We start from the raw sequence: 23048 nt of genomic DNA on the forward strand, positions 1-23048 counted from the left end.
TTGTTTGTTGCTATTTAAAAGTCGGTATCACTGCCTCCGTTAGTATCGCCTTTTTTAGTGCCGTCTTCACCTTCTTCTTCATCAGTGCTATCTTTCATTTTATCACAATCCACAATAATAGATAGCTCGCTTGGTTCTTCAAAAGGATCTTTACTGACATTTAATGTTTTGTCTTCATAACATTTTCTCATGTAAATTGCCCAAGTAGGTAATGACATGGCTGCACCTTGTCCTTTGTCAATTCCCGCAAAGTGAATAGATCTATCTTCTCCACCAGACCAAACTCCGGTTGCTAAGTTTGGAACAATCCCCATAAACCAACCATCTGATTGGTTTTGTGTTGTACCTGTTTTACCTGCAATTGGGTTATTAAGCTTGTAAGGATATCCTGTTATAAATTTTGGTCTTATACCAACAGTTCTTAATCTTACTCCTGAACCAGAATTTGTAACACCTTCCATTAAATTAAGGATAACATAAGCAGATTCTTCACTCAACACCTCTTTTGTTTCAGGAACAAAAGTATCTAATGTTGTACCATTTTTGTCTTCTATGTGTGTAATCATCATTGGAGATACGCGCATTCCTTTGTTAGCAAATGTAGAGTAAGCACTGGTCATTTCTAATAGAGATAAATCTACAGATCCAAGTGCAATAGACGGGTTTGCTTGAAATTCAGTTTCAATACCAGCAGATTTAGCTAAACGAGCTACATTAATAGGAGATACCTTATCAATTAACTGAGCCGATATTGTGTTTACAGATTTTGCTAAAGCCTCTTTTAAGGTTAATTCTCCACCATATTTATCTCCCGAATTTTTAGGTGTCCAATCATCTTGCATTCCATATTTTTCTTTTGGAATTGTGTATTTGATGTTTGGTAATTTATCACATGGAGACATTTTTAATTGATTAATTGCTGTTGCGTACACAAAAGGTTTAAAGGTAGATCCTACTTGTCTTTTTTGTTGGTTTACTGCATCATATTTAAAGTGCTTGTTGTTAATTCCACCAACCCATGCTTTGATATGACCGGTTTGAGGTTCAATAGAAACTAAACCAGATCTTAAAAAGTATTTATAATAACGAATAGAGTCGTATGGAGTCATGATGGTATCTTTATCACCTTTCCAAGTAAATACTCGCATATCTGTTTTAGTAGTAAAAGATTCTTCAATTTGCTTTCTAGTGTAACCTTGTGCTTTCATGCGTTTGTAACGCTCAGAATTTCTTTTACCTCTATTTAAGATTTTTTTGATTTCATCTTTGTCGATATCGTAAAAGGGTGCTTGATTATTTCTTTTTTGTTCATCAAAAAAATATTTTTGAAGATTAGCCATGTGTTCTTCTACAGCTTCTTCTGCATACTGTTGCATTCTAGAGTCTATAGTAACATAAACCTTTAATCCATCTTTATAAATATCATAATTAGTACCGTCAGGTTTTAATTTATTTTTTGCCCAGTTTTTAAGATAATCTCTCAAGTGTTCTCTAAAATAAGTGGCTAACCCATCGCTATGACTTTCGGGAGTGAAATTTATTTTTAAAGGTAGTTTTTGAAGAGAATCACGTTGTTTTTCGGTTAAAAACCCATTTTTATACATCTGTCCAAAAACTACATTTCTTCTAGCAAGTGATTTATCTTTTGAAATCTCTCTATGTGGATTATATTGACGTGGGTTTTTTAACATTCCTACCAATATTGCAGATTCTTGAATATCTAACTCTTTTGGTTCTTTACCAAAATATATTCTAGAGGCTGAGCGAATTCCAGTGGCATTAAAAAGAAACCCTTGGGTATTTAAATACATGGCAATAATCTCATGTTTGGTGTATTGTCTTTCTAACCTTGTGGCAATAACCCACTCTTTAACCTTTTGACTTAGTTTTTTTAATAGAGATGCTCTTTCTCTTTTATGAAATAAATTCTTAGCCAATTGTTGTGTTATAGTACTAGCCCCTCCGTTTCTACCAAAGTTAGCAATAGCTCTAGTTAACCCTCTAAAATCAATGCCTGAATGATTATAATATCTTTCATCTTCAGTTGACACTAATGCATCAACAAGGTTTTGAGGTAAATCTTTAAACGTTATTGGTGTTCTATTAGCTTCAATGTAGTATTTACCTATTGTTTTTCCATCGGATGAAATGATTTCTGTAGCTAGATCATTATTAGGGTTTTCTAATTCTTCAAAAGTTGGTAACTCACCAAATGCACCCCATGAAGCTAATAAAAACAAAAAACAAATTAATCCTAAACCACCACCAATAAGTATCCAAAACCATTTGATGTATTTACTAAAATTTGTTGTCTTTTCTTCTGCCATTTTATTGCGTTTTTTCTATTCTAAAACCTACTTCAGTTATGCCTTCAAGTACTGCAATCCCTTTAATTTTTCCGTTTTTGCGCATTGCTTGTGATACTTTAAATGTATAATTACCTGTTGCAGGAAATGTTATGTTTTCTTTGTAAAATAATTTATTTTCTTTTATTTCTGAAAATCCAGTTCCTAAAAACTTTCCTGTTTTATCGGCCATATCATACTCTAAAGTATCTATTATTTTCTGACCATCTGGAAAGTTCAGTTCAGTTATTAGAAACAAGTTACTGTAATCATAATCGTTATTGTTTCTAATATTTATAAATAAGTTTTTAGGCTGAATAGTATCATTCACCTCAAAATTAAAGTCAATAGTACTATTTGCTTCCCAACCACTAGATGATACAGATGTATAGGTATCAAAAACTCTTTTTTTATCACAACTAATAAAAAAACAAGCACATAAAAGTATAATTACTATGTTATTGTTTAGGGTTTTTGTCATTTTTCTGGTTGTTATTAGGCCTATTGTTTCTTCTTTTATTAGGTCTTTTTTTCTGAGTGTTTTTAGGATTGTTATTATTTTGCCCTTCTTTTTTTACTGGGTTAGCTGCAACCTTATTAGGTTGCTTATTTTCTGTTTTTTTATTTCTAGGTTTGTTCCTCCTTTGTTGAGGTTTATTTTTCTTTTGTTCTTCTTGCTTAGGTTGTTTTTTTGCTTGAGGCTTATTATTTGGCTTACTTTCAGTAGCTTTTGAGTTTTGCTTATTTTCTGGTCTTTTCCCTCTATTTCTGTTAGGACGCTTTTTACGTTTGTTCTTTTTTGGAGTATCAAACCTAGTTAAGCTATCTTGTCCTACAACGTTTTCAAAATCAACTTTTGTTTCTTGTGTAAGCTCTTCTTCGTATTCATCTAAATCAGAGGCAAGTTCATCATTTTGATTAATATCGATAATTTCTAAAACTTGGTCTAATGTAAGTTTATACCATTTATAACTTTCATCTTTATAAGCAAACCAAAGTAGCTTCTTAAAAATGTCCATTTTAACAAAAGTAGCTTCTCCTTTTTCTGTTTTTAGAACAGTATCTTGTTTAGGAAACTCTTTTAAAGCATCTAAATAAGTATCTAATTCAAAGTTTAAACAGCATTTTAGTTTACCACATTGTCCAGCTAACTTTAATGGATTTAAAGAAAGTTGTTGATAACGTGCTGCAGCTGTATTTACTTTTCTGAAATCCGTTAACCACGTTGAACAACAAAGTTCTCTACCACAAGATCCAACACCGCCTAATCTAGCTGCTTCCTGACGCATTCCTACTTGTTTCATTTCAACTCTAATAGAAAATGCACTTGCTAAATCCCTAATTAACTGTCTGAAATCAACACGATCATCAGCAGTATAGTAAAAAGTTGCTTTATTTCCATCACCTTGAAACTCAACATCAGAAAGTTTCATTTTTAAGCCTAACTTGCTAATAATTTCGCGCCCTTTTCGTTGCGTTTCTTGTTCTCTTGCTCTGGCTTGTTGCCATATATCAATATCTTTTTGTGATGCTTTGCGATATATTTTTTTAACATCTTCACTATCTGCCGTAATGTTTCTTTTTTTCATTTGAACTTTTACAAGTTCACCTGCTAAAGAAACCACGCCAATATCATGACCAGGTGTGCCTTCAACCGCTACAATATCACCCATGCTAATAGTTAGCTTATTGGTGTCTTTATAAAAATGTTTTCTTCCGTTTTTAAAACGTACTTCGTATATATTAAATGGAGCTTCACCTGTAGGTAAAGTCATATTAGATAACCAATCAAAAACAGCTAATTTGGTAGTGCTACTACAACTTCCTGTAGCGCAATTTCCGTTACTTTTACACCCTTTTGGTGTTCCGTTTTTGTTAGTTGAGCAACTGCTACAACCCATAAAAATGTATATATTTTGAGGTGTTTTTTAAACCTAAACAAGATTAGTATCAAAAAACACGCTTTTTAATAATTGATTTTCAGTAAGATGTGCTTATGTGAAATAAGCCATTCTTAATCAGTAAATATACATATTATACCGACATGATAAAATTGAATTTTTTGTTAATTCTTTTTTAACGTTATGTTGGATGGTAAAAACAAAAAAAGCGCCCCAAATTGGAGCGCTTTAAGATTTGTTTGTTTGAATTGATTATACTACACCTTGAGCTAACATGGCATCTGCAACTTTTACAAAACCTGCAATATTTGCTCCTTTAACGTAGTCTATATATCCATTTTCTTGTGTTCCATATTCAACACAAGCTTGATGGATGTTTTTCATAATTACTTGTAGTTTCTCATCTACTTCTTCACGTGACCAATTTAAACGTAAAGAGTTTTGACTCATTTCTAAACCAGAAGTAGCTACACCTCCTGCGTTTGAAGCTTTTCCTGGTGCAAAGAAAATTTCTTTTTTATGGAAAGTTTCAATTGCTTCTGGAGTAGATGGCATGTTAGCTCCTTCACTAACACATATACAACCATTTTCTACTAGTGTTTTAGCTTCTTCGCCGTTTAATTCATTTTGAGTAGCACATGGTAATGCAATATCACATTTCACACTCCATGGACGTTCTCCTTTAAAGAATTTTGCTGAAGGATACTTTTCTACATATTCGTTGATTCTTCCTCTTTTTACATTTTTAAGTTCCATTACAAATGCTAATTTTTCAGCATCTATACCTGCTTCATCATAAATATATCCAGAAGAGTCTGATAAAGTAACTACTTTAGCTCCTAATTGTGTTGCTTTTTCACAAGCGAATTGTGCCACGTTACCAGAACCAGAAATAGCTACTGTTTTTCCATCAAAAGAATCATTTTTGGTAGCTAACATGTTTTGTGCAAAATAAACTGCGCCATAACCTGTAGCTTCTGGTCTAATTAAAGAACCTCCCCAAGAAATACCTTTACCAGTTAATACTCCAGTAAACTCATTTCTTAGTTTTTTATACATACCAAATAAGTATCCAATTTCTCTACCACCAACACCAATATCTCCAGCAGGAACATCTGTGTTAGGTCCAATATGACGGAATAATTCACTCATGAACGCTTGACAAAAACGCATGATCTCACCGTCAGATTTTCCTTTAGGATCAAAATCAGATCCTCCTTTACCACCTCCCATAGGTAAGGTAGTTAGTGAGTTTTTAAATACTTGCTCAAAAGCTAAGAATTTTAAAATACTCATATTTACAGTTGGGTGAAAACGTAAACCACCTTTGTATGGTCCGATAGCCGAATTCATTTCAATACGATAACCTCTATTTACTTGAATTTCGCCGCTATCATCAACCCAGTTTACTCTAAAAGTAATTACTCTTTCAGGCTCAACCATACGTAGTAAAATATTTTTACCGTCGTATATTTCTTTACTTGCGATATAAGGAATAACTGTTTCTGCAACTTCTTGAACTGCTTGTATAAATTCTGGTTCATGGCCATTACGCTCTTTAACCAGGTCCATAAAGTCATTTATTTTTGATTCCATAATTTAGTTGTTCAAATTTTATTAAAATCATAATTGTAATAGCAAATATACTTAATTTACTATTTGAGCACTCTAAAAAGGAACTTTTTTTAACCTATGTCTAAAACGTTTTCGTAAACTCTTTCATTTCACCTGTTTTTTACGATAAAAAGCTTAAATTTGCCACTTAATTTTTTGATGGATTATGTTAGACAATATTAAAGCAATGATAGGTGAGGTAAACGCCTTCACATCAACTTCAAAAGAAGAAATAGAAGCTTTTAGAATTAAGTATTTAGGAAGTAAAGGAATTTTAAAAGATTTGTTTGCAGAGTTTAAAAATGTACCAAATGAGCAAAAGAAAGAGTTTGGTCAAACCATCAATTTATTAAAAAAATCTGCAGAAGATAAAGTTAATGCTTTAAAAGAAGCACTAGAAAATGCTGTTGAAGAAAGAGGTGTTTATGGTGATTTAACCAGACCTGCAGAACCTATTAACTTAGGTTCACGTCATCCAATTTCTGTTGTTAAAAACAGAATTATAGAAGTTTTTAATAGAATTGGATTTACAGTTTCTGAAGGTCCAGAAATTGAGGACGATTGGCACAACTTTACGGCATTAAACTTACCAGAATATCATCCAGCTCGTGATATGCAGGATACGTTTTTTATTGAAAAAAATCCTGATACACTATTAAGAACCCACACTTCATCAGTACAGGTTAGGTATATGGAAAATAACGAGCCGCCAATTAGAACCATTTCTCCTGGAAGAGTTTTTAGAAATGAAGATATTTCTGCACGTGCACACTGTATTTTTCATCAGGTTGAAGGTTTATATATTGATACAGATGTGTCTTTTGCTGATTTAAAACAAACATTATTGTATTTTACAAAAGAGATGTTTGGAAAATCTAAAATTAGATTACGTCCATCTTACTTTCCTTTTACAGAGCCAAGTGCCGAAGTTGATATTTATTGGGGATTAGAAACAGAAACTGATTACAGAATTACTAAAGGTACTGGTTGGTTAGAAATTATGGGATGTGGAATGGTAGATCCAAACGTGTTAAAGAATTGTAATATAGATCCAGAAAAATATAGCGGTTACGCCTTTGGAATGGGTATTGAACGTATTGCTATGTTGTTATATCAAATTCCAGATATTCGTATGTTTTATGAAAATGATGTTCGTTTCTTAGAGCAATTCAAGTCAGTAATTTAGATTTTATAGAAAAATAGTAAATAGAGTAAAGATAAGAGACAGACTGGTCTCTTTTCTTGTTTCTAACCAGTCATATCTTAATAAAAAATGAAAAAAGATATTCACATACCAAAAGTAGAAGGAATAGAGATTGCTGTAGTATTAGAACACAACCAACAACATAATGAAGATGATTGGAATGTGTATATCATAAATAGAAAACCTATTGATGTTGAAATGGTAGTGATAGTTTCACAAGGATTTTCAGCAACTAAAAAAACATCGTTATTCAGAAGAAAAATAGACAAACTTCCGGCTAATTCTTTTGCAAAATTTGAAATAATGCAACCCGAATTGTTTGCACTAGATAATCGTTTTCAGGTTAGTTTTTTTGAAGGAAACCAAATTCATGAAAAAACATTTATCTTTCAGGCAGAAACTATTCAAGAAGGTTTTTTAAGAGAAATTCCTCTATTAGGAAAAAAAGGAATAGTTTGTAAATAAATACAAGTTATAAACAAAAAATAACAAAAGAACGATACTTGTTAAATAACAGTTATCGTTCTTTTTGTTTTAAGGCATTCATTAATTTCGCTTTTAAATTTTATTATGATGATGTTGAATATTCAAAATATAGTAGCAGAGTTTTCATCTTGGGTATGGGGAATACCATTGTTAATTCTGTTAATTGGAGGAGGGTTATATCTTTTTATTTACTCTGGTTTAGTTCCGTTTAGATATATGGGACACGCTTTTGCCATTTTGAGGGGGAAATATGATAAACATGATTCACCTGGAGATTTATCTCATTATGAAGCATTATCATCTGCTATTGCAGCTACTGTTGGTATGGGAAATATTAGTGGTGTTGCAATTGCTATTGCAACAGGAGGACCTGGAGCTATATTTTGGATGTGGGTAAGTGCTTTTGTAGGTATGGCAACCAAGTTTTTTACATGTACATTAGCTATTATGTACCGTGGTAAAGACGAAGAAGGCAATGCAAAAGGTGGCCCAATGTATGTAATTACAGAAGGATTAGGGAAGAAATGGAAGCCCTTAGCAGTATTTTTTTCAATAGCAGGTTTGTTCGGAACGCTACCTGCTTTTCAAGCCAATCAATTAACACAAACATTAGTAGATGTTTTTAAGGTAAACGCTACAAATGATTTTACAGCAAAACTACTGTTAGGTTTTTCAATAGCAATAATTACCGCTATAGTAATTTTTGGAGGAATTAAAAGAATAGGTAGTGTAGCAGGAAAATTAGTACCTGTAATGGTAGTTGTTTATTTATTAACGGTAGTAACTATTTTAGTATTAAAAATAGACAATGTTCCAAGTATTTTTAAATTAATTTTTACAGACGCATTTTCTGGTAATGCAGTTTTAGGAGGAGCTTTAGGAACCTTAATTATAACGGGTGTAAAAAGAGCAGCTTTTTCTAATGAAGCTGGAATTGGAACCGCACCAATGATGCACGGAACTGCAAAAACAAAAGAACCTGTTAGAGAAGGTTTAGTTGCAATGTTAGGACCTGCTATAGATACGCTTCTTGTGTGTACTTTAACAGCGTTGGCTATTTTAGCTTCTGGAATTTGGCAAGGGTTTGAAGGAAACGGAATCTCACTAACCTTAGCAGCCTTTGATGCTGTGTTGCCTTACAATATGGGAAGTGTTATTTTAACTTTTTGTGTGTTAATTTTTGCCTTTTCTACCTTATTTACATATTCTTTTTATGGTTATAGTTGTTTAACTTTTTTAACCAATTTAAAAGTGGGGAAGTATTACAATTACATTTATATTTTAGTAATAGTAATAGCCTCTGTAATTAAGTTAGATTTTGTTATCAATTTAATGGACAGTGCTTATGCTTTAATGGCAATACCTACAGTAATATCTACCTTAATTTTAGCACCAAAAGTTAAAAAAGCAGCAAAAGAGTATTTTACGAAGCTTAAAACAGAAAATTTTTAGAATACTAATAGTTGTAACTTTTTAAATAGTAACGTAGACTTTTCCATAGCATAAAAAAGCTCACCAATAATAATACAAATACCCAAAGCCAATAGGTTCCGAAGGTATTTGTTGCTATATTTTGGGTGTCTGATATCATAATTTGCCCATTTCGTTCAAACTGTTTTGTAAACAGGTAATCGAGTTGATAATAAGTGCTTAATATACATTGTAAACCAAGAAACAAAACAGTGATAGTTACAATTTTCTTGTTTTTTAAAAGCATTATTGCAGTAAAAAGGATCACAAAACCACTCAAAACAATGGATCCCCAAAAAGAACGAATCCACATAATTAATGAGAGTAGCATAACCAACGTTAATATTCTGAGTAAAATACCAGCGTTTTTTTGAGATCGAGCTGCTATAATTAAAAAACTACCAGCAATAGCAGGACCCAATAATCCTCCTGCTGAGGTAAATGCTCTTGTTAAAGAAATTGATAATAATTTATCCGACACTGTAATATTAGCTACACCACCACCATTTGAATAAATTTCCAAATAATTAAATTTCCCGCCAACCAATAATGCTGTTAATCCATGTCCCATTTCGTGAAACCAAGTACCTAATAATCTAAAAGGATATTGAATATGAGTGAAATAAGGTAGCTGTAAGAGCAGGAAGATTGCAACAGCGATAATTATAACAGTATAGTCAAGTTTTTTAGAAATCACTTTTTTATTTTTAATATAACTAAGAAAAAAGCTTTTCTCTTCTATTTTTCATTTCGTCTCCTAATAATTTATCCATACTACCTTTTTTATTAAGTTCATTCAATATGTTTGTATATGTTTCTTCATTTACATCTTGACTTAACTTAAAAACACCTTCTATTTTTTCGATTTTAATTTCAAAACCAATTATATGAGGCATTAATTTATCTTTATAGCTTTTTGGTAGGTTATCGAAAATTGTGGGAGAATTCTGGTCATTATTTTCGTGTTCCAAAGTGAAATTCCTCATTAAAGATATCAGTCGTTCTCCTTCAAAAAAAGATATATTTCCGTTTATATGAGTTGTCATATAATTCCATGTTGAACCTTTACTCTTGTTAGTTCCCCAAGAAGCACTTATATATCCGTTAGGTCCATTAAAAACAGTAAAGACTTTTGTATTGTTTTTCATTGCTTGGTAATGATCGGTTTGTTTCATCATGTGGCCCACTAAAAACAATTGCCCACCTCTTTTTTCAACGGCTAATGGAATATGAGTTCCCACAAAATTTCCATTGAGATCTATACCTGAAATAAAAGCTAATGGATAACGCTTCATAAAACTAATGAGTTCATCAACGTTATTCACTTTATAATTTGACACCTTATACATTGGTTATTACTATTTAAATTTAAAATACAATGTAGTGATTTTAGTATTTATGAAACAAGCAATTAACTAGTTCTTTAAAACCTATTAAGATGGATTTTAAAGAAGGAGTCTGCTTAAAATAATTTTTAATCAAATTATCTTAGTTTAGAGAATCTTATAAGATTTGATTTAGCGTTATGTTAAAGTTTTATTTTCAAAACTAAGACCCTCAAAACCTGTTTTCATAAAGTTTCTTATGTTTTGATGATCATCTCCATCAGGGTTTTCTAGCACATTGTTATAGTGTTCACCAAAACAAGCTAGTGTAGCTTCTTTAGATAAGTTTTCTTCTAATGCAAAAGAAAAAACTTTACAAGATCCTTGATTTTGTGTTTCTTCATTAAACATATTCCCGTTTTTAAAAGAAGAAGGAGTAAAATCATAGGTGTTTTCAATAACAGCAATTGTTTCTGAAAATTTAATATTTTTTGGGGAGGTTTTAAGCTTTTGTAAAAAGGTACTTTTTGTCATTTTAAATTAAATTTTATACCTGCAAAAAAACTCATTGTAAATCTATAAAACTAAATAATAGTAATTTTTCACATCCTAACATTTATTGTTAATTTTGTGCATCTAAAATAAACAAGAAATGTACAGAACGCACACATGTGGCGAGTTAAGAGCATCGCACATTAATACTGAAGTTACGTTAGCCGGTTGGGTTCAAAAATCGCGCGATAAAGGTTTTATGATTTGGGTTGATTTACGTGATAGATACGGAATTACACAGTTAATTTTTGATGAAGAGCGTACACCAAAAGATATAATTGATAAAGCCAAAACTTTAGGTCGTGAGTTTGTTGTACAAGTAATAGGAACGGTAATTGAGCGCCAATCTAAAAATGCAAATATCCCAACAGGAGATGTTGAGGTATTAGTTACTAAATTGGATATTTTAAACGAGGCAAAATTACCACCGTTTACAATTGAAGATGAAACTGACGGAGGTGAAGATATCCGAATGAAATATCGTTACCTAGATATTCGTCGTAATCCGGTTAAAAACAGCTTAGTTTTCCGTCATAAAGTTTCAATGGAAGTTCGTAAATATCTTTCTGACAAAGGATTTATTGATGTGGAAACTCCATATTTAATTAAATCTACTCCAGAAGGAGCGCGTGATTTCTTAGTGCCTTCAAGAATGAATGCAGGACAATTTTACGCATTACCACAATCACCACAAACGTTTAAGCAGTTGTTAATGGTTGGTGGAATGGATAAGTACTTCCAAATTGTAAAATGTTTTAGAGATGAAGATTTACGTGCCGATCGTCAACCAGAGTTTACACAAATAGACTGTGAAATGGCTTTTGTTGAGCAAGAAGATATTTTAGAGATCTTTGAAGGAATGACACGACATTTATTAAAAGAAATAAATGGGGTAGAAGTAGATAAATTCCCAAGGATTTCTTTTGATGATGCCATGCGTTTATATGGTAATGATAAGCCAGATATTCGTTTTGGAATGCAGTTTGGTGAATTAAATGAGGTTGCACAACACAAAGAATTTAAAGTGTTTAATGATGCTGAACTCGTGGTTGGTATTGCTGTACCAGGAGCTGCATCATACACCCGTAAAGAAATTGATAAGTTAATAGAATGGGTAAAGCGTCCGCAAGTAGGTGCTTTAGGAATGGTATATGTGAAGTGTAATGAAGATGGAAGCTTTAAGTCATCAGTAGATAAGTTTTATGACCAAGATGACTTGGCAAAATGGGCTGAAGCTACAGGAGCAAAAGTGGGAGACTTAATTTGTATCTTATCAGGAAACACAAATAAAGTAAGAGCTCAATTATCGGCATTACGTATGGAAATGGCTGAACGTTTAGGGTTACGTAAACCAGACGAATTTGCACCATTATGGGTAGTTGATTTCCCATTATTAGAATTAGATGAAGAGACTGGACATTACCATGCAATGCACCATCCGTTTACATCACCAAAACCAGGTCAATTAGCATTATTAGATACAAATCCAGGAGCTGTAAAAGCAAACGCTTATGATTTAGTATTAAACGGAAATGAAATTGGAGGAGGATCTATCAGAATTCATGATAAAGAAACACAAGCTATTATGTTTAAGCATTTAGGATTCACTCCTGAAGAAGCAAAAGCTCAGTTTGGGTTCTTAATGGATGCTTTTGAATACGGTGCACCACCACATGGAGGTTTGGCATTCGGTTTAGATAGGTTAGTTGCAATTTTAGGTGGGCAAGAAACCATTCGTGATTTTATTGCGTTCCCTAAAAATAATTCAGGTAGAGATGTAATGATAGATGCTCCAGCTACTATTGATAAACAACAATTACAAGAGCTAAGTATACAACTAAACGTACAAGAATAAAATATTTTATTTTAGACGATAATTAAAATCCTGTACAACATTGTGCAGGATTTTTTGTTATTTTTAATATGCTTGAAAAAAAGATATGATAACATCTAAAAACATACTAAAACAAATACTTATTTGGCGTTACAAACACTTTTCAGAACGTCAGTTTATTTACATTTTAAGTGTTTTAGTTGGTTTTTTAGCTGGGTTAGGCACATTAGCGTTAAAAAACTTAACTTATTTTTTTCATTGGGTATTAGAGGGTAATTTAATTAAAGAATATCATTATTCATTATATTTTTTATTCCCAATTATCGGATTGTTTTTGGTCTATGCAATTAAAAATTATTTGCTGCAAAAAGAAATCGGGCATGGTATTTCTACTACTTTACGGTCTATATCTACTAAAAACGGAATAATAGAACAGTATAAAATGTATGCATCATTAATAACTGCACCTATAACAGTTGGTTTTGGAGGTTCTGTAGGGTTACAAGGACCTGCGGTAAGTACAGGTGCAGCATTGGGTTCTGGAGTAGCTCAATTGTTTCATATGAACATGAAAACAAGAATGTTATTAATTGGTTGTGCAACAGCCGGTGCTATGTCATCTATGTTTCAAGCACCAATTGCGGCTATAATTTTCGCGGTAGAAATATTTAGTTTAGATATGGCTTTTGGATCTTTAGTTCCGTTACTATTAGCATCGGTTGCAGCAGTAATTACGTCGTATTTCTTTTTAGGACATGATGTGCTTTTTGGAGTAACATTGCAAGATACGTTTCAGATTAATGACTTACTTTTTTATGTACTTTTAGCAGTGTTTACGGGATTTGCATCTGTGTATTTTTCAAAAATATACTTTAAGATTATTAATTTTTTTAAACGATTTTCATCGCCTTTCAAAAGGTTAATTTGGGGAGGTTTAGCTATTGGTTTGCTATTGTTTTTAATTCCGCCCTTATATGGTGAAGGTTACGGAATAATTAATAACCTTTTAACCAATAATTCTGAGGCAGCCTTAAAAGATTTACCATATAATATTGATTTTTCAAATGTTTGGATGCTCATCATTTTTTTACTCTTAATTGGTGTTTTAAAAGTGGTAGCAATGACAACTACCTTTGCTGCAGGTGGAGTTGGAGGTATCTTTATTCCAACACTAGTTATGGGAAGCGCATTAGGAAATGTATCAGCAAAAATCATCAATCAGTTTGGCTTTTCGGTGTCTGAAACTAATTTCACACTTATAGGTATGACCGGATTGATGGCAGGTGTTTTACATGCTCCGCTAACAGCAATCTTCTTAATTGCGGAAATTACTGGCGGATATGATTTATTTGTTCCTTTAATGCTTGTAGCTGCTATTTCTTACGCAATTACAAAGTACTTTATAGAAAACTCTATTTATACCGTAGAATTAGCTGAAAAAGGTGAATTAATCACTCATAATAAAGACAAAAATGTTATGATGATGATGGATATGGAAAAAGTAGTTGAAACAAACTTTATTAGTATTCATGCAGAAATGACTCTTGGAGAAATGTTGCAAGAAGCAGTTGCGGTATCAAGTCGAAATATATTTCCAGTAGTTGATAAAGAGGATGCTTTTTTAGGAATAGTTCTATTAGATGATATTAGGCCAATAATGTTTGATCATACATTGTACACTAATGTAAAAGTTGTTGACTTTATGAAAAGTGCACCAGCTTTGATTTTTAAAACAGATACAACAGAAATAGTAATGGATAAATTTAAAGAAAGTGGTGCTTGGAATTTACCTGTTGTTTGCAATCAAAATAAATATGTTGGTTTTATTTCAAAATCTAAATTATTATCAGCGTATCGTGCAAAACTACTTGAGGTTACGAATTCGTAAAAAAAGAAACTACTTTGTCAGGAAAATCAGTAAAACAACCATCTGCATTGGCATCAAAAAGTAAAACTTTAACCATTTCTTCAAATGAAGAGAATTCATCTAATTGATCAGATCTAAACGTATACGGATGTACTTTTAAACCTAGTTCATGTGCATTTTTAACTAAATCTGTAAATTGCCATTTGCCGTTAACTTTTTTGTCTAAAATTTGCTTGTACCAAGGTCCAATTCCATCAGCATAAACAGCGTAATAATTTAACTGATTAACTTCTTCTGGAAATTCTATTAATTGTACTAAAAATAATTCCGATTTTAAATCTCTACGTATTCTTTGAAGTTCGATTGCATCAAAACATTGAAAAATACACTGATCATCTTTATCTTTATAACCATAGCTATTTAAAATGCGTAATGTGATCTTGGCAATGTCTTTTCCGTTTTTATGATGAAATGCAGGGTCTTTTATTTCTGGGTATATTCCTATTTCTTTACCAGTACTTTTATTTAACCCTTGTATCAGTTCTATTTCTTGAGCTAAAGAATGAAGTTTAAACGTACTTTTCCCTTTTGGAAAACGATCTTGGTAAAATTGTTTACCCGTTTTAGGGTCAAATCGTTCTGTAACTGTTAAGGTTTGTAGTTCATCAAAAGTAAAGTCAATAACATAATACCTACCATCTGGTCTTTTTCTTCTTGGATATTTTACAGCTACATTGGTTACATCATCTAAATAAATATCATGAATTACAATGGGTACATTGTCTTTACTTAATACTAAATCTTGTTCAATATAATCTGGGTTCATGGCATATGCCATAGCTTTTGCTTCCATTGTATGCTCTGGTAGGTAACCTGAAGCACCTCTGTGTGCTACTACTATTTTTGATTTCATAGAGAACAATTTAGTTTGTTGTTTACATTTTGTGAATAGAGAAATAATTATGGTTACAAATGCTAAAAACCTCATGTTATAAATAAACTTGTATTGTGATTGCTATTACGGTTATTGTAGTGATAATAATTAATAACGGAGTTACAAATTTTAACCACTTATCGTATCCTATTTTAACTATAGCTAAAGAAGCTAAAATCAAACCTGTTGGATTGATAAAAGCAAATATTCCTAAACCATATTGATACGCATTAACAATAACTTCTCTACCAACTCCAACAGTATCTGCTAAAGGTGACATAATAGGCATTGTTAGTACCGCCATACCAGATGAACTTGGTATAAAAAACGATAATCCAGCATATATAAATAGTAAAACGTTTGCAAAAATAGCTTTAGGCATTCCGCTAGTAAAATTACTAGCGTGGTATAAAATAGTGTCGCTAACCAATCCGTCGTTCATTAAAACAGAAACTCCTCTGGCTATACCAATAATAAAGGCAACACCTAATAAATCACCAGCACCTTTTATAAATTCATTTACAAAAACTTGTTCTTTTATTTTAGCAACAAATCCTATAATTATAGCGCCTAATAAAAAAACAACTGTCATTTCTTCAAACCACCAACCCAGCTGAGATACTCCATAAATCATGCTTAAAAAGCATAATGAGAAAACAATTAATATGATTTTAAATTGATTTGTTAAATGAAGGTTTTGATTGGTATTTGCACGAAATATTTGTTCAATTTCTTCTTTTTGGTCATATATTAACGAATAAGAAGCATCTTTTTTTACTTTATTAGCATATCTTAATATGTAGATAACTGTAATGGTTAAGCCAATTAAATACAATAAAACCCTTCCATAAAACCCGGTAGTCCAATTAATACCCGCGGCATCTGAAGCTATAATTACACTAAACGGATTTACAGTAGAAAACATTGTTCCTAAAGATGATCCTGCAAAAACACACGCTAAGGCTACCATTGCGTCATATTCAGCAGCTAAAAAAATTGGAACTAATATTGGGTAAAATGCAATAGTTTCTTCAGCCAAACCAAAAGTTGTTCCGCCAATACTAATTAAAAAAGTTACGGTAATAATTAACCAGTATTCTTTACCATGAAGTTTTTTAGCTAGCCAAGTAATACCCGCATTAAAAGCACCAATATGGTTCATAATACCAATAGTACCACCTAAAATTAACACAAAAAGTATAATATCAGAAGATTCAATTATTCCTTTAATAGGTGATTTTATAAATTCGAAAAAGCCTTGTGGTTGTGCTTTAATTTTTTGATACGTTCCTGGTACACTAATAGGTTTTGAAATATTCCCACTAGTAAACTTATGTAAAGGAATATTAACATTTAAATTGGCTAAAGTTTTATCGGTAGCGGGCAATTCTTTAACAGTTTCTAAACTAGTATATGTGAAAGTTTTAGAAGATGAGTTGTATTGTAAAGAATCAAATTTACCAGCTGGAATTAACCATGTTAGTAATGCAACTATACCTGCTATTATCAATAGAATGGTTTGTGGAGTAGGAAGTTGCAGTTTTTTCAAAACAATTAAGAATATATTCGTTTTCGTTTTGATAAAAATAAAAAAAAGCATCGATTACCGATGCTTTTTATCAATTTTTTAAACAGTTTTTAATAGGCTCTTTTATTATTTCCTTCATAAAAGTTTATAAATGCCTCATTTACAACCCTATGTCCTCCATCGGTTGGGTAGTCTCCTGTGAAATACCAGTCTCCTGTATGTTTAGGGCAAGCTTTATGTAAACCATCAACTGTTTGATATATTACTTCAACTTCTGCTTTTATCGATGAGGTTTTTAACATTTCAGCAATTTTTGAAGAAATTTGTTCGTTAGTAAATGGTGCGTAAATTTCTTTAACAAAGTTAATAATTTCCTTATCCTCTTTGTTTTGTTGTGCTTTACATTTATTGTAAACATCGTCTACAATTTGGTATTGATTTGTTTCTTTTAACAACTCTAATGCTGCTTTAAAGGCAATAAAATCTCCAATTTTTGCCATGTCTATACCATAACAATCTGGATATCTAATTTGTGGTGCTGATGATACTACTATGATTTTTTTAGGAGATAAACGATCTAGAATTTTAATAATACTCTTTTTTAAAGTAGTACCACGTACAATACTATCGTCTATAATAACTAAGTTGTCTGTAGATTTTACAACTCCATAAGTAACATCGTATACATGAGCAACTAAGTCGTCTCTACTAGTATCATCAGTAATAAAGGTTCTTAATTTTGCATCTTTGATAGCTATTTTTTCAAAACGAGGACGTTCTGATAAAATTTCGGTTACTTTTTCTGCAGATAATTTGGTACCTCCTGCTAAAATTTTTGCTGTTTTTTGCTGATTTAACACATCTTCTGCAGATTCCATCATGCCATAAAATGAAGTCTCAGCAGTGTTAGGAATGTAGGTAAATACTGTATTAGAAATATCATCATCAATAGATTTCAAAACTTCTGAAAATACATTTTTACCTAAGTTTTTTCTTTCTTGATAAATATCTGCATCACTTCCTCTTGAAAAGTAGATACGTTCAAATGAACATGAGCTTTTATCTCTCTTTTTTAATACTCTTTCTAAAGATGTTTTTCCATTCTTTTTAATGATTAGAGCTTTACCTCTTGGCAATTCTTTAATCGTGTTTATAGGAACGTTAAATGTAGTTTGAATTACAGGTCTTTCTGAAGCTACAACTACAACTTCATCATCTTCATACCAAAAAGCGGGTCTAATACCAGATGGATCTCTTAATACAAAAGCATCTCCATGGCCTAATAAACCTGCCATAGCATAACCTCCGTCCCAGTTTTTAGAAGAACGTTTTAAAATACGTTGGATGTCTAAATGTTCTTCAATAAAAGGAGAAGCTTCTTTTTTATTAAAACCAGCAGCTTTAGCTTGTTTGTATGTTTGTGCAACTTCATCTTCTAAGAAATGACCAATTTTTTCCATTACTGTAACGGTATCAGTTGCTTCTTTTGGATGTTGACCTAACGTAATTAACTCTTCCATTAATTGTTTAGAGTTTGTCATGTTAAAGTTACCAGCTACAATAAGGTTTTTATGCTTCCAGTTGCTTTGGCGTAAAAAAGGATGCACGTTTTCAATACTATTTCCACCAAAAGTTCCGTATCGAACATGTCCAAGAAATAAATTACCTATGTAAGGCATGTTTTCTTCTTGCCATTCTACATCATCTATTTTTTCTGGCATTTTGTCAAAAACACCATTAATTCTATCATTAATTTGACTAAAAATATCTTGAATTGGCTGTGTTTTGTTAGAACGCACTCTGCTTATATAACGAGTACCTGGAGATACATTAAATTTTATACTGGCCAAACCAGCACCATCTTGACCACGATTGTGCTGTTTTTCCATTAATAAATACATTTTGTTTAACCCGTAGAAAGCAGTACCGTATTTTTCTTTATAATATTGCAAAGGTTTTTTTAATCTAACCAGTGCAATACCGCACTCATGCTTTAAAGTGTCGCTCATTATAATTTAGTTGTGTTGTGTGTTGTTGTGTTTATTTTATATTAAAAATCCGCACACAAAGGCGCGGATTTTTTTATGATAATTCGATATCAAATTGCGTTAAATCTTTAAACGCTTGTAATCTTGTTGCTACTTCTTGCTCTGTTAGTTCTTCCATGCGTTGTGTACCAAATTTCTCTACACAAAAAGAGGCAAGGTTTGAGCCATAAATGATTGCATTTTTCATGTTTTCAAAAGAAATATCTTCTGTTTTTGCCAAATAGCCACAGAAACCACCTGCAAAAGTATCGCCCGCTCCTGTTGGATCATAAACCTCTGCTAACGGTAATGCTGGTGCAAAGAACATGTTTCCGTCATTAAATAATAAAGCTCCGTGCTCTCCTTTTTTAATAACTACATATTTTGGACCCATTTCATGAATTTTCTTAGCAGCATTTACTAAAGAATATTCTCCACTTAATTGACGAGCTTCTTCATCATTAATAGTTATTACATCTACTCGTTTTAATACTTCGTGAAGATCGTTTAAAGCAATATCCATCCAAAAGTTCATAGTATCTAATACTACTAACTTTGGTCTTTCAGTCATTTGGTCTAATACAGAAGCTTGTGTTAATGGGTGTAAATTACCTAACATAACAATAGGAGCGTCTTTAAAAGAATTAGGAACAACTGGTTGGAAATGCTCTAAAACATTAAGTTCAGTTACAAGCGTATCTCTTGAGTTCATATCGTTATGATATTTTCCACTCCAGAAAAAAGTTTTACCGTCTTTTACAATTTCAATCCCTTCTGTATTGATGCCTTTACCTTCCATCATATCTAAATAGTCTTGAGGAAAATCTCCTCCAACTACAGACACAACACCAGTTTTTACGCCAAATTGAGAAGCTGCTAAACCTACAAAAGTTCCAGAACCTCCTAAAATTTTATCGGTTTTTCCAAAAGGCGTTTCAATAGCATCAAACGCCACAGTACCTACTGCTAATAATTTACTCATCTTATAATCTATATTAGTTGGCGTTTTTAATGCCAAATTTTATCAGTAATTTTGTACTCACAAAGCACAAAAATTAATTTAAAGTGCAAAAATAGTTCTAAAAAATGACTATCAAAGAAATACAAGCAGAAATTATTGATGAGTTCTCTATGTTTGAGGATTGGATGGAGCGTTACGAATACATTATTGAATTAGGAAAATCGCTTCCCTTAATAGATGAACAGTACAAAGTAGATGAAAATTTAATTAAAGGTTGCCAATCTAAAGTATGGTTACATTCTGAAGTTAATGATACAGAAATAGCTTATTCAGCAGACAGTGATGCTATTTTAACCAAAGGTATTGTTGCTTTGTTATTAAGGGTGTACTCTAACCAATCTCCTAAAGATATTTTAGAGGCAGACACACAATTTATTGATGAAATTGGTTTAAAAGAACATTTAAGCCCAACCAGAGCAAATGGTTTGGTTTCTATGGTTAAACAAATAAAAATGGATGCATTAGCATTACAAACTAAAATTTCAAATTAAAAATTACTTTGTTAAAGTTGTAAACTTCACGAATACTCACGATTCTGAAGACTTTTTAACAAAACAAGTTATAACTTTTTCTGATAATTCATCAGAAACTAAAGAATATACATACAATAGATAATAATGACTGAAGAGAAACTAGAAGAATTAGGAGACAAAATTGTTCGTGTATTGAAAACAATATTCGATCCAGAAATACCAGTAGATATTTATGAATTGGGGTTAATTTATGATGTATTTGTATCCGAAGAAAATGATGCAAAAATATTAATGACATTAACATCACCTAATTGTCCAGTAGCAGAAACTTTGCCTGTTGAGGTAGAAGAGAAAGTAAAAACTTTACCTGAAATTAATAATTGTGAAGTTGAAATTACTTTTGATCCTACTTGGACTCAAGACATGATGAGCGAAGAGGCTAAATTAGAATTAGGATTACTTTAAAATACACTTATGACTACAGGAATTGATGCCATTGATTTTTATGTACCCAACTTATATGTTGATATTAAAGATTTAGCAGAGTTAAGAAACATATCGTATGAAAAATTAAATAAAGGTCTTGGTTTACGCAAAATGGCAATTCCTGATTGTGATGAAGATACTGCTAGCTTTGCTGCTAATGCTTTATTAAAACTTATTGAGCACAATGATATTGACCCTACTACCATTGGTCGTGTGTATTTAGGTACCGAAAGTGCATTAGATTCATCAAAACCAACAGCTACCTATGCTGTTGAGGTAGTTGAAAAACATCTTGAAAGTAAATACGGAAGTAGAAGTTTCAAAAACTGCGATGTTTTAGACATGACTTTTGCTTGCATTGGCGGGGTAGATGCTTTTCAAAATTGTTTAGAGTGGGTTCAAAATAAACCAGATAGAAAAGCAATTGTGATTGCTTCAGATGTTTCTAAATATGAGTTAAATTCTACAGGAGAATACACTCAAGGAGGAGGTGCTGTAGCAATGCTTATTTGTAATAATCCATCTTTAATTGCTATTTCAGATGTTTGGGGAGTTGCAACCAAAAGCGAAGGTGATTTTTTTAAACCAAGAAGGTCATTTAATAAATCAGATATTATAAATGAATTTTTAACTTCAATAAATGCAGAACCATTATCTGACCACAAATTTCAAGAATTATTAAATTCTGATAGTAGTTTTTGGTCTGATAGCAATGAATTTGTTAAGGTTTACAAAGAAGAACCTGTTTTTGATGGTCAATTCTCAAACCAATGTTATAGTGACAGAATTACCGAGGCTTTTTCACATTTTAATACCCAACAACCAACCAATTTCTTAAAAGATTGGCAACATTTAATATTTCATTTGCCATACGCATATCACGGTAGAAGAATTATTTTTACTAATTGGGTTGAATGGCTTAAAGCTACAAATACATTTCACCTGTTAGAAGATGAAATAGGTAATGATTTTGATGATGTTAAAACATGGAAGAAAGCAGCAGTTAAATCTAAACTATTTTCAGACTTTATTTCACATTCTATTAGTGCTGGAGAATTAGCTTCTTCAGAAATAGGTAATATGTATACAGCATCTATTTTCATGTCATTGTTAAGCATGCTATCCCACCATTATAACACAGAAAATGATATAGTTAACCAAAAAATTGGTTTTATTGCTTACGGTAGTGGTTCTAAATCTAAAGTATTTGAAGGTACTGTTCAAAATAAGTGGAAATCTAAATTAAGTAATATTCAATTATTTGAATATTTAAATAACAGAACTCAAATATCAACTGATGATTATGCTAATATTCATACGTGTGCTATCCACAAGGCAATTGAAAGCAATAATACGGTTAGATTAAAAAGTATAGAAACGGATACAAATATTCAAGGTTTAAGAAGATATTCTTTATAAATTATGGCTGAAGAAATAATTAATAGAATAGCAAATAGTGCTTTAATTACAATTGATTTAGAAGATTTTTATATATCAAAACCAAGAAAAGTATTGGATATTAAAGCGTGGCTTTATGAAGAGTTAATTTTAAGAGAAAAAGACTTTAGAAGTCATGTTTCAAATCATGATTGGTCTCAATATTCAAATTCATTTGTTGCATTAACCTGTAGTTCAGATGCTATAATACCTTCTTGGGCATATATGTTAATTACTGCACAGTTGTCTAATTACGCATCTGAGGTTGTTGTTGGTGATCTTAACTTATTAGAAACTGTAATTTTCCATAAAATTATTAGTGATATAGATGTATCTGTGTATACAAATAAACCTGTAATTATTAAAGGTTGTTCAAATAAGCCAATACCTGAGAGTGCTTATATTTTTTTAATAACCAAATTACAGCCTGTAGTTAAGTCACTTATGTTTGGTGAAGCATGTTCTACTGTACCTTTATTTAAAAAGAAGTTATAAAACTGTGACTTTTTAAATTATTAATTGTCTAAATCTAAGGTATAGCGTA

The 23048-nt window shown here is 31.7% G+C and carries 20 protein-coding genes; 9 read left to right on the forward strand and 11 right to left on the reverse strand.

The annotated features are described in order from the left end of the window. Positions 1 to 14: 14 nt before the first annotated feature. From ACFQ1U_RS05660 to gdhA, 4 genes are all read right to left on the reverse strand, one after another. Positions 15 to 2327, reverse strand: coding sequence for a transglycosylase domain-containing protein (locus ACFQ1U_RS05660; protein ID WP_386106216.1), 2313 nt, complete (start codon positions 2325 to 2327; stop codon positions 15 to 17). 1 nt (position 2328) lies between these two features. Further along, the gene (locus tag ACFQ1U_RS05665) at positions 2329 to 2826 is read right to left on the reverse strand and encodes a gliding motility lipoprotein GldH (protein ID WP_386106219.1); all 498 of its coding nucleotides are present in this window, start codon (positions 2824 to 2826) and stop codon (positions 2329 to 2331) included. Next, a complete protein-coding gene (locus tag ACFQ1U_RS05670) occupies positions 2804 to 4246 on the reverse strand; it encodes a PSP1 domain-containing protein (protein WP_386106221.1) in 1443 nt (480 codons plus the stop codon). The genes ACFQ1U_RS05665 and ACFQ1U_RS05670 overlap by 23 nt, the downstream gene beginning before the upstream one ends. Positions 4247 to 4498: 252 nt before the next feature. Then, positions 4499 to 5842, reverse strand: a complete 1344-nt coding sequence (gene gdhA / locus ACFQ1U_RS05675) for an NADP-specific glutamate dehydrogenase (protein ID WP_386106223.1) — start codon at positions 5840 to 5842, stop codon at positions 4499 to 4501. Between the two features lie 184 nt (positions 5843 to 6026). On the opposite strand from gdhA, the gene pheS reads away from it, so the two are divergent. The 3 genes from pheS to ACFQ1U_RS05690 all read left to right on the forward strand — a co-directional run bounded on the left by pheS (position 6027) and on the right by ACFQ1U_RS05690 (position 9002). Further along, complete coding sequence (gene pheS / locus ACFQ1U_RS05680; RefSeq protein ID WP_386106225.1) at positions 6027 to 7046, forward strand: phenylalanine--tRNA ligase subunit alpha; 1020 nt, start codon at positions 6027 to 6029, stop codon at positions 7044 to 7046. Positions 7047 to 7133: 87 nt separating this feature from the next. Further along, complete coding sequence (locus ACFQ1U_RS05685; RefSeq protein ID WP_386106227.1) at positions 7134 to 7529, forward strand: hypothetical protein; 396 nt, start codon at positions 7134 to 7136, stop codon at positions 7527 to 7529. Between the two features lie 105 nt (positions 7530 to 7634). Continuing rightward, on the forward strand, positions 7635 to 9002 hold the full coding sequence (locus ACFQ1U_RS05690) for an alanine/glycine:cation symporter family protein (protein ID WP_386106228.1): 1368 nt from the start codon (positions 7635 to 7637) through the stop codon (positions 9000 to 9002). 4 nt (positions 9003 to 9006) lie between these two features. On the opposite strand, the gene ACFQ1U_RS05695 is transcribed toward ACFQ1U_RS05690, so the two are convergent. The 3 genes from ACFQ1U_RS05695 to ACFQ1U_RS05705 form a co-directional block, all read right to left on the reverse strand. Continuing rightward, a complete protein-coding gene (locus ACFQ1U_RS05695) occupies positions 9007 to 9717 on the reverse strand; it encodes a M50 family metallopeptidase (protein WP_386106230.1) in 711 nt (236 codons plus the stop codon). A gap of 19 nt (positions 9718 to 9736) precedes the next feature. After that, positions 9737 to 10369, reverse strand: coding sequence for an FMN-binding negative transcriptional regulator (locus ACFQ1U_RS05700; RefSeq protein ID WP_386106232.1), 633 nt, complete (start codon positions 10367 to 10369; stop codon positions 9737 to 9739). A gap of 174 nt (positions 10370 to 10543) precedes the next feature. Then, positions 10544 to 10879, reverse strand: a complete 336-nt coding sequence (locus tag ACFQ1U_RS05705; protein WP_386106234.1) for a HopJ type III effector protein — start codon at positions 10877 to 10879, stop codon at positions 10544 to 10546. A gap of 118 nt (positions 10880 to 10997) precedes the next feature. Between ACFQ1U_RS05705 and aspS the strand changes: the two genes are divergently transcribed. After that, positions 10998 to 12752: an aspartate--tRNA ligase gene (gene aspS / locus ACFQ1U_RS05710; protein ID WP_386106235.1), complete on the forward strand. Its 1755-nt coding sequence runs from the start codon at positions 10998 to 11000 to the stop codon at positions 12750 to 12752. A gap of 85 nt (positions 12753 to 12837) precedes the next feature. Then, entirely contained in the window at positions 12838 to 14619 is a 1782-nt protein-coding gene (locus tag ACFQ1U_RS05715; protein WP_386106237.1) for a chloride channel protein, read from the forward strand. Here the strand turns inward: ACFQ1U_RS05715 and glpQ are convergent. From glpQ to ACFQ1U_RS05735, 4 genes are all read right to left on the reverse strand, one after another. Next, entirely contained in the window at positions 14606 to 15586 is a 981-nt protein-coding gene (gene glpQ, locus ACFQ1U_RS05720) for a glycerophosphodiester phosphodiesterase (RefSeq protein ID WP_386106239.1), read from the reverse strand. The two genes, ACFQ1U_RS05715 and glpQ, sit on opposite strands and share 14 nt — an antisense overlap. Position 15587: 1 nt before the next feature. After that, on the reverse strand, positions 15588 to 17081 hold the full coding sequence (locus tag ACFQ1U_RS05725; protein ID WP_386106241.1) for a YfcC family protein: 1494 nt from the start codon (positions 17079 to 17081) through the stop codon (positions 15588 to 15590). An 89-nt stretch (positions 17082 to 17170) separates the two neighbouring features. Continuing rightward, on the reverse strand, positions 17171 to 19069 hold the full coding sequence (locus ACFQ1U_RS05730; RefSeq protein ID WP_386106243.1) for an amidophosphoribosyltransferase: 1899 nt from the start codon (positions 19067 to 19069) through the stop codon (positions 17171 to 17173). A gap of 73 nt (positions 19070 to 19142) precedes the next feature. Continuing rightward, a complete protein-coding gene (locus ACFQ1U_RS05735; RefSeq protein ID WP_386106392.1) occupies positions 19143 to 20069 on the reverse strand; it encodes a PfkB family carbohydrate kinase in 927 nt (308 codons plus the stop codon). A gap of 104 nt (positions 20070 to 20173) precedes the next feature. Here ACFQ1U_RS05735 and ACFQ1U_RS05740 point away from each other — a divergent pair, with 104 nt between their 5' ends. The 4 genes from ACFQ1U_RS05740 (at position 20174) to ACFQ1U_RS05755 (ending at position 22999) form a co-directional block, all read left to right on the forward strand. After that, the gene (locus ACFQ1U_RS05740) at positions 20174 to 20599 is read left to right on the forward strand and encodes a SufE family protein (RefSeq protein WP_386106245.1); all 426 of its coding nucleotides are present in this window, start codon (positions 20174 to 20176) and stop codon (positions 20597 to 20599) included. Between the two features lie 126 nt (positions 20600 to 20725). Then, complete coding sequence (locus ACFQ1U_RS05745) at positions 20726 to 21046, forward strand: DUF59 domain-containing protein (protein WP_386106247.1); 321 nt, start codon at positions 20726 to 20728, stop codon at positions 21044 to 21046. Positions 21047 to 21055: 9 nt separating this feature from the next. Beyond that, a complete protein-coding gene (locus ACFQ1U_RS05750) occupies positions 21056 to 22486 on the forward strand; it encodes a hydroxymethylglutaryl-CoA synthase family protein (RefSeq protein ID WP_386106249.1) in 1431 nt (476 codons plus the stop codon). Positions 22487 to 22489: 3 nt separating this feature from the next. Then, positions 22490 to 22999 carry a DUF2480 family protein gene (locus tag ACFQ1U_RS05755; protein ID WP_386106251.1) on the forward strand — a complete coding sequence of 170 codons (510 nt, stop codon included), beginning with the start codon at positions 22490 to 22492 and terminating at the stop codon, positions 22997 to 22999. Positions 23000 to 23048 lie beyond the last annotated feature (49 nt).

Origin of the sequence: Tenacibaculum geojense, assembly GCF_042676005.1 — a bacterium.
Taxonomy (GTDB): domain Bacteria; phylum Bacteroidota; class Bacteroidia; order Flavobacteriales; family Flavobacteriaceae; genus Polaribacter; species Polaribacter geojense.

Excerpts from the sequence above, each read along its gene's own strand:
- ACFQ1U_RS05660 (WP_386106216.1), bottom strand. The coding sequence starts at position 2,327 with ATGGCAGAAGAAAAGACAACAAATTTTAGTAAATACATCAAATGGTTT.
- ACFQ1U_RS05670 (WP_386106221.1), bottom strand. The coding sequence starts at position 4,246 with ATGGGTTGTAGCAGTTGCTCAACTAACAAAAACGGAACACCAAAAGGG.
- ACFQ1U_RS05700 (WP_386106232.1), bottom strand. The coding sequence starts at position 10,369 with ATGTATAAGGTGTCAAATTATAAAGTGAATAACGTTGATGAACTCATT.
- aspS (WP_386106235.1), top strand. The coding sequence starts at position 10,998 with ATGTACAGAACGCACACATGTGGCGAGTTAAGAGCATCGCACATTAAT.
- gdhA (WP_386106223.1), bottom strand. The coding sequence starts at position 5,842 with ATGGAATCAAAAATAAATGACTTTATGGACCTGGTTAAAGAGCGTAAT.
- ACFQ1U_RS05755 (WP_386106251.1), top strand. The coding sequence starts at position 22,490 with ATGGCTGAAGAAATAATTAATAGAATAGCAAATAGTGCTTTAATTACA.
- ACFQ1U_RS05685 (WP_386106227.1), top strand. The coding sequence starts at position 7,134 with ATGAAAAAAGATATTCACATACCAAAAGTAGAAGGAATAGAGATTGCT.
- ACFQ1U_RS05665 (WP_386106219.1), bottom strand. The coding sequence starts at position 2,826 with ATGACAAAAACCCTAAACAATAACATAGTAATTATACTTTTATGTGCT.
- ACFQ1U_RS05730 (WP_386106243.1), bottom strand. The coding sequence starts at position 19,069 with ATGAGCGACACTTTAAAGCATGAGTGCGGTATTGCACTGGTTAGATTA.
- ACFQ1U_RS05750 (WP_386106249.1), top strand. The coding sequence starts at position 21,056 with ATGACTACAGGAATTGATGCCATTGATTTTTATGTACCCAACTTATAT.
- ACFQ1U_RS05715 (WP_386106237.1), top strand. The coding sequence starts at position 12,838 with ATGATAACATCTAAAAACATACTAAAACAAATACTTATTTGGCGTTAC.
- glpQ (WP_386106239.1), bottom strand. The coding sequence starts at position 15,586 with ATGAGGTTTTTAGCATTTGTAACCATAATTATTTCTCTATTCACAAAA.
- ACFQ1U_RS05735 (WP_386106392.1), bottom strand. The coding sequence starts at position 20,069 with ATGAGTAAATTATTAGCAGTAGGTACTGTGGCGTTTGATGCTATTGAA.
- pheS (WP_386106225.1), top strand. The coding sequence starts at position 6,027 with ATGTTAGACAATATTAAAGCAATGATAGGTGAGGTAAACGCCTTCACA.
- ACFQ1U_RS05740 (WP_386106245.1), top strand. The coding sequence starts at position 20,174 with ATGACTATCAAAGAAATACAAGCAGAAATTATTGATGAGTTCTCTATG.
- ACFQ1U_RS05705 (WP_386106234.1), bottom strand. The coding sequence starts at position 10,879 with ATGACAAAAAGTACCTTTTTACAAAAGCTTAAAACCTCCCCAAAAAAT.
- ACFQ1U_RS05690 (WP_386106228.1), top strand. The coding sequence starts at position 7,635 with ATGATGATGTTGAATATTCAAAATATAGTAGCAGAGTTTTCATCTTGG.
- ACFQ1U_RS05745 (WP_386106247.1), top strand. The coding sequence starts at position 20,726 with ATGACTGAAGAGAAACTAGAAGAATTAGGAGACAAAATTGTTCGTGTA.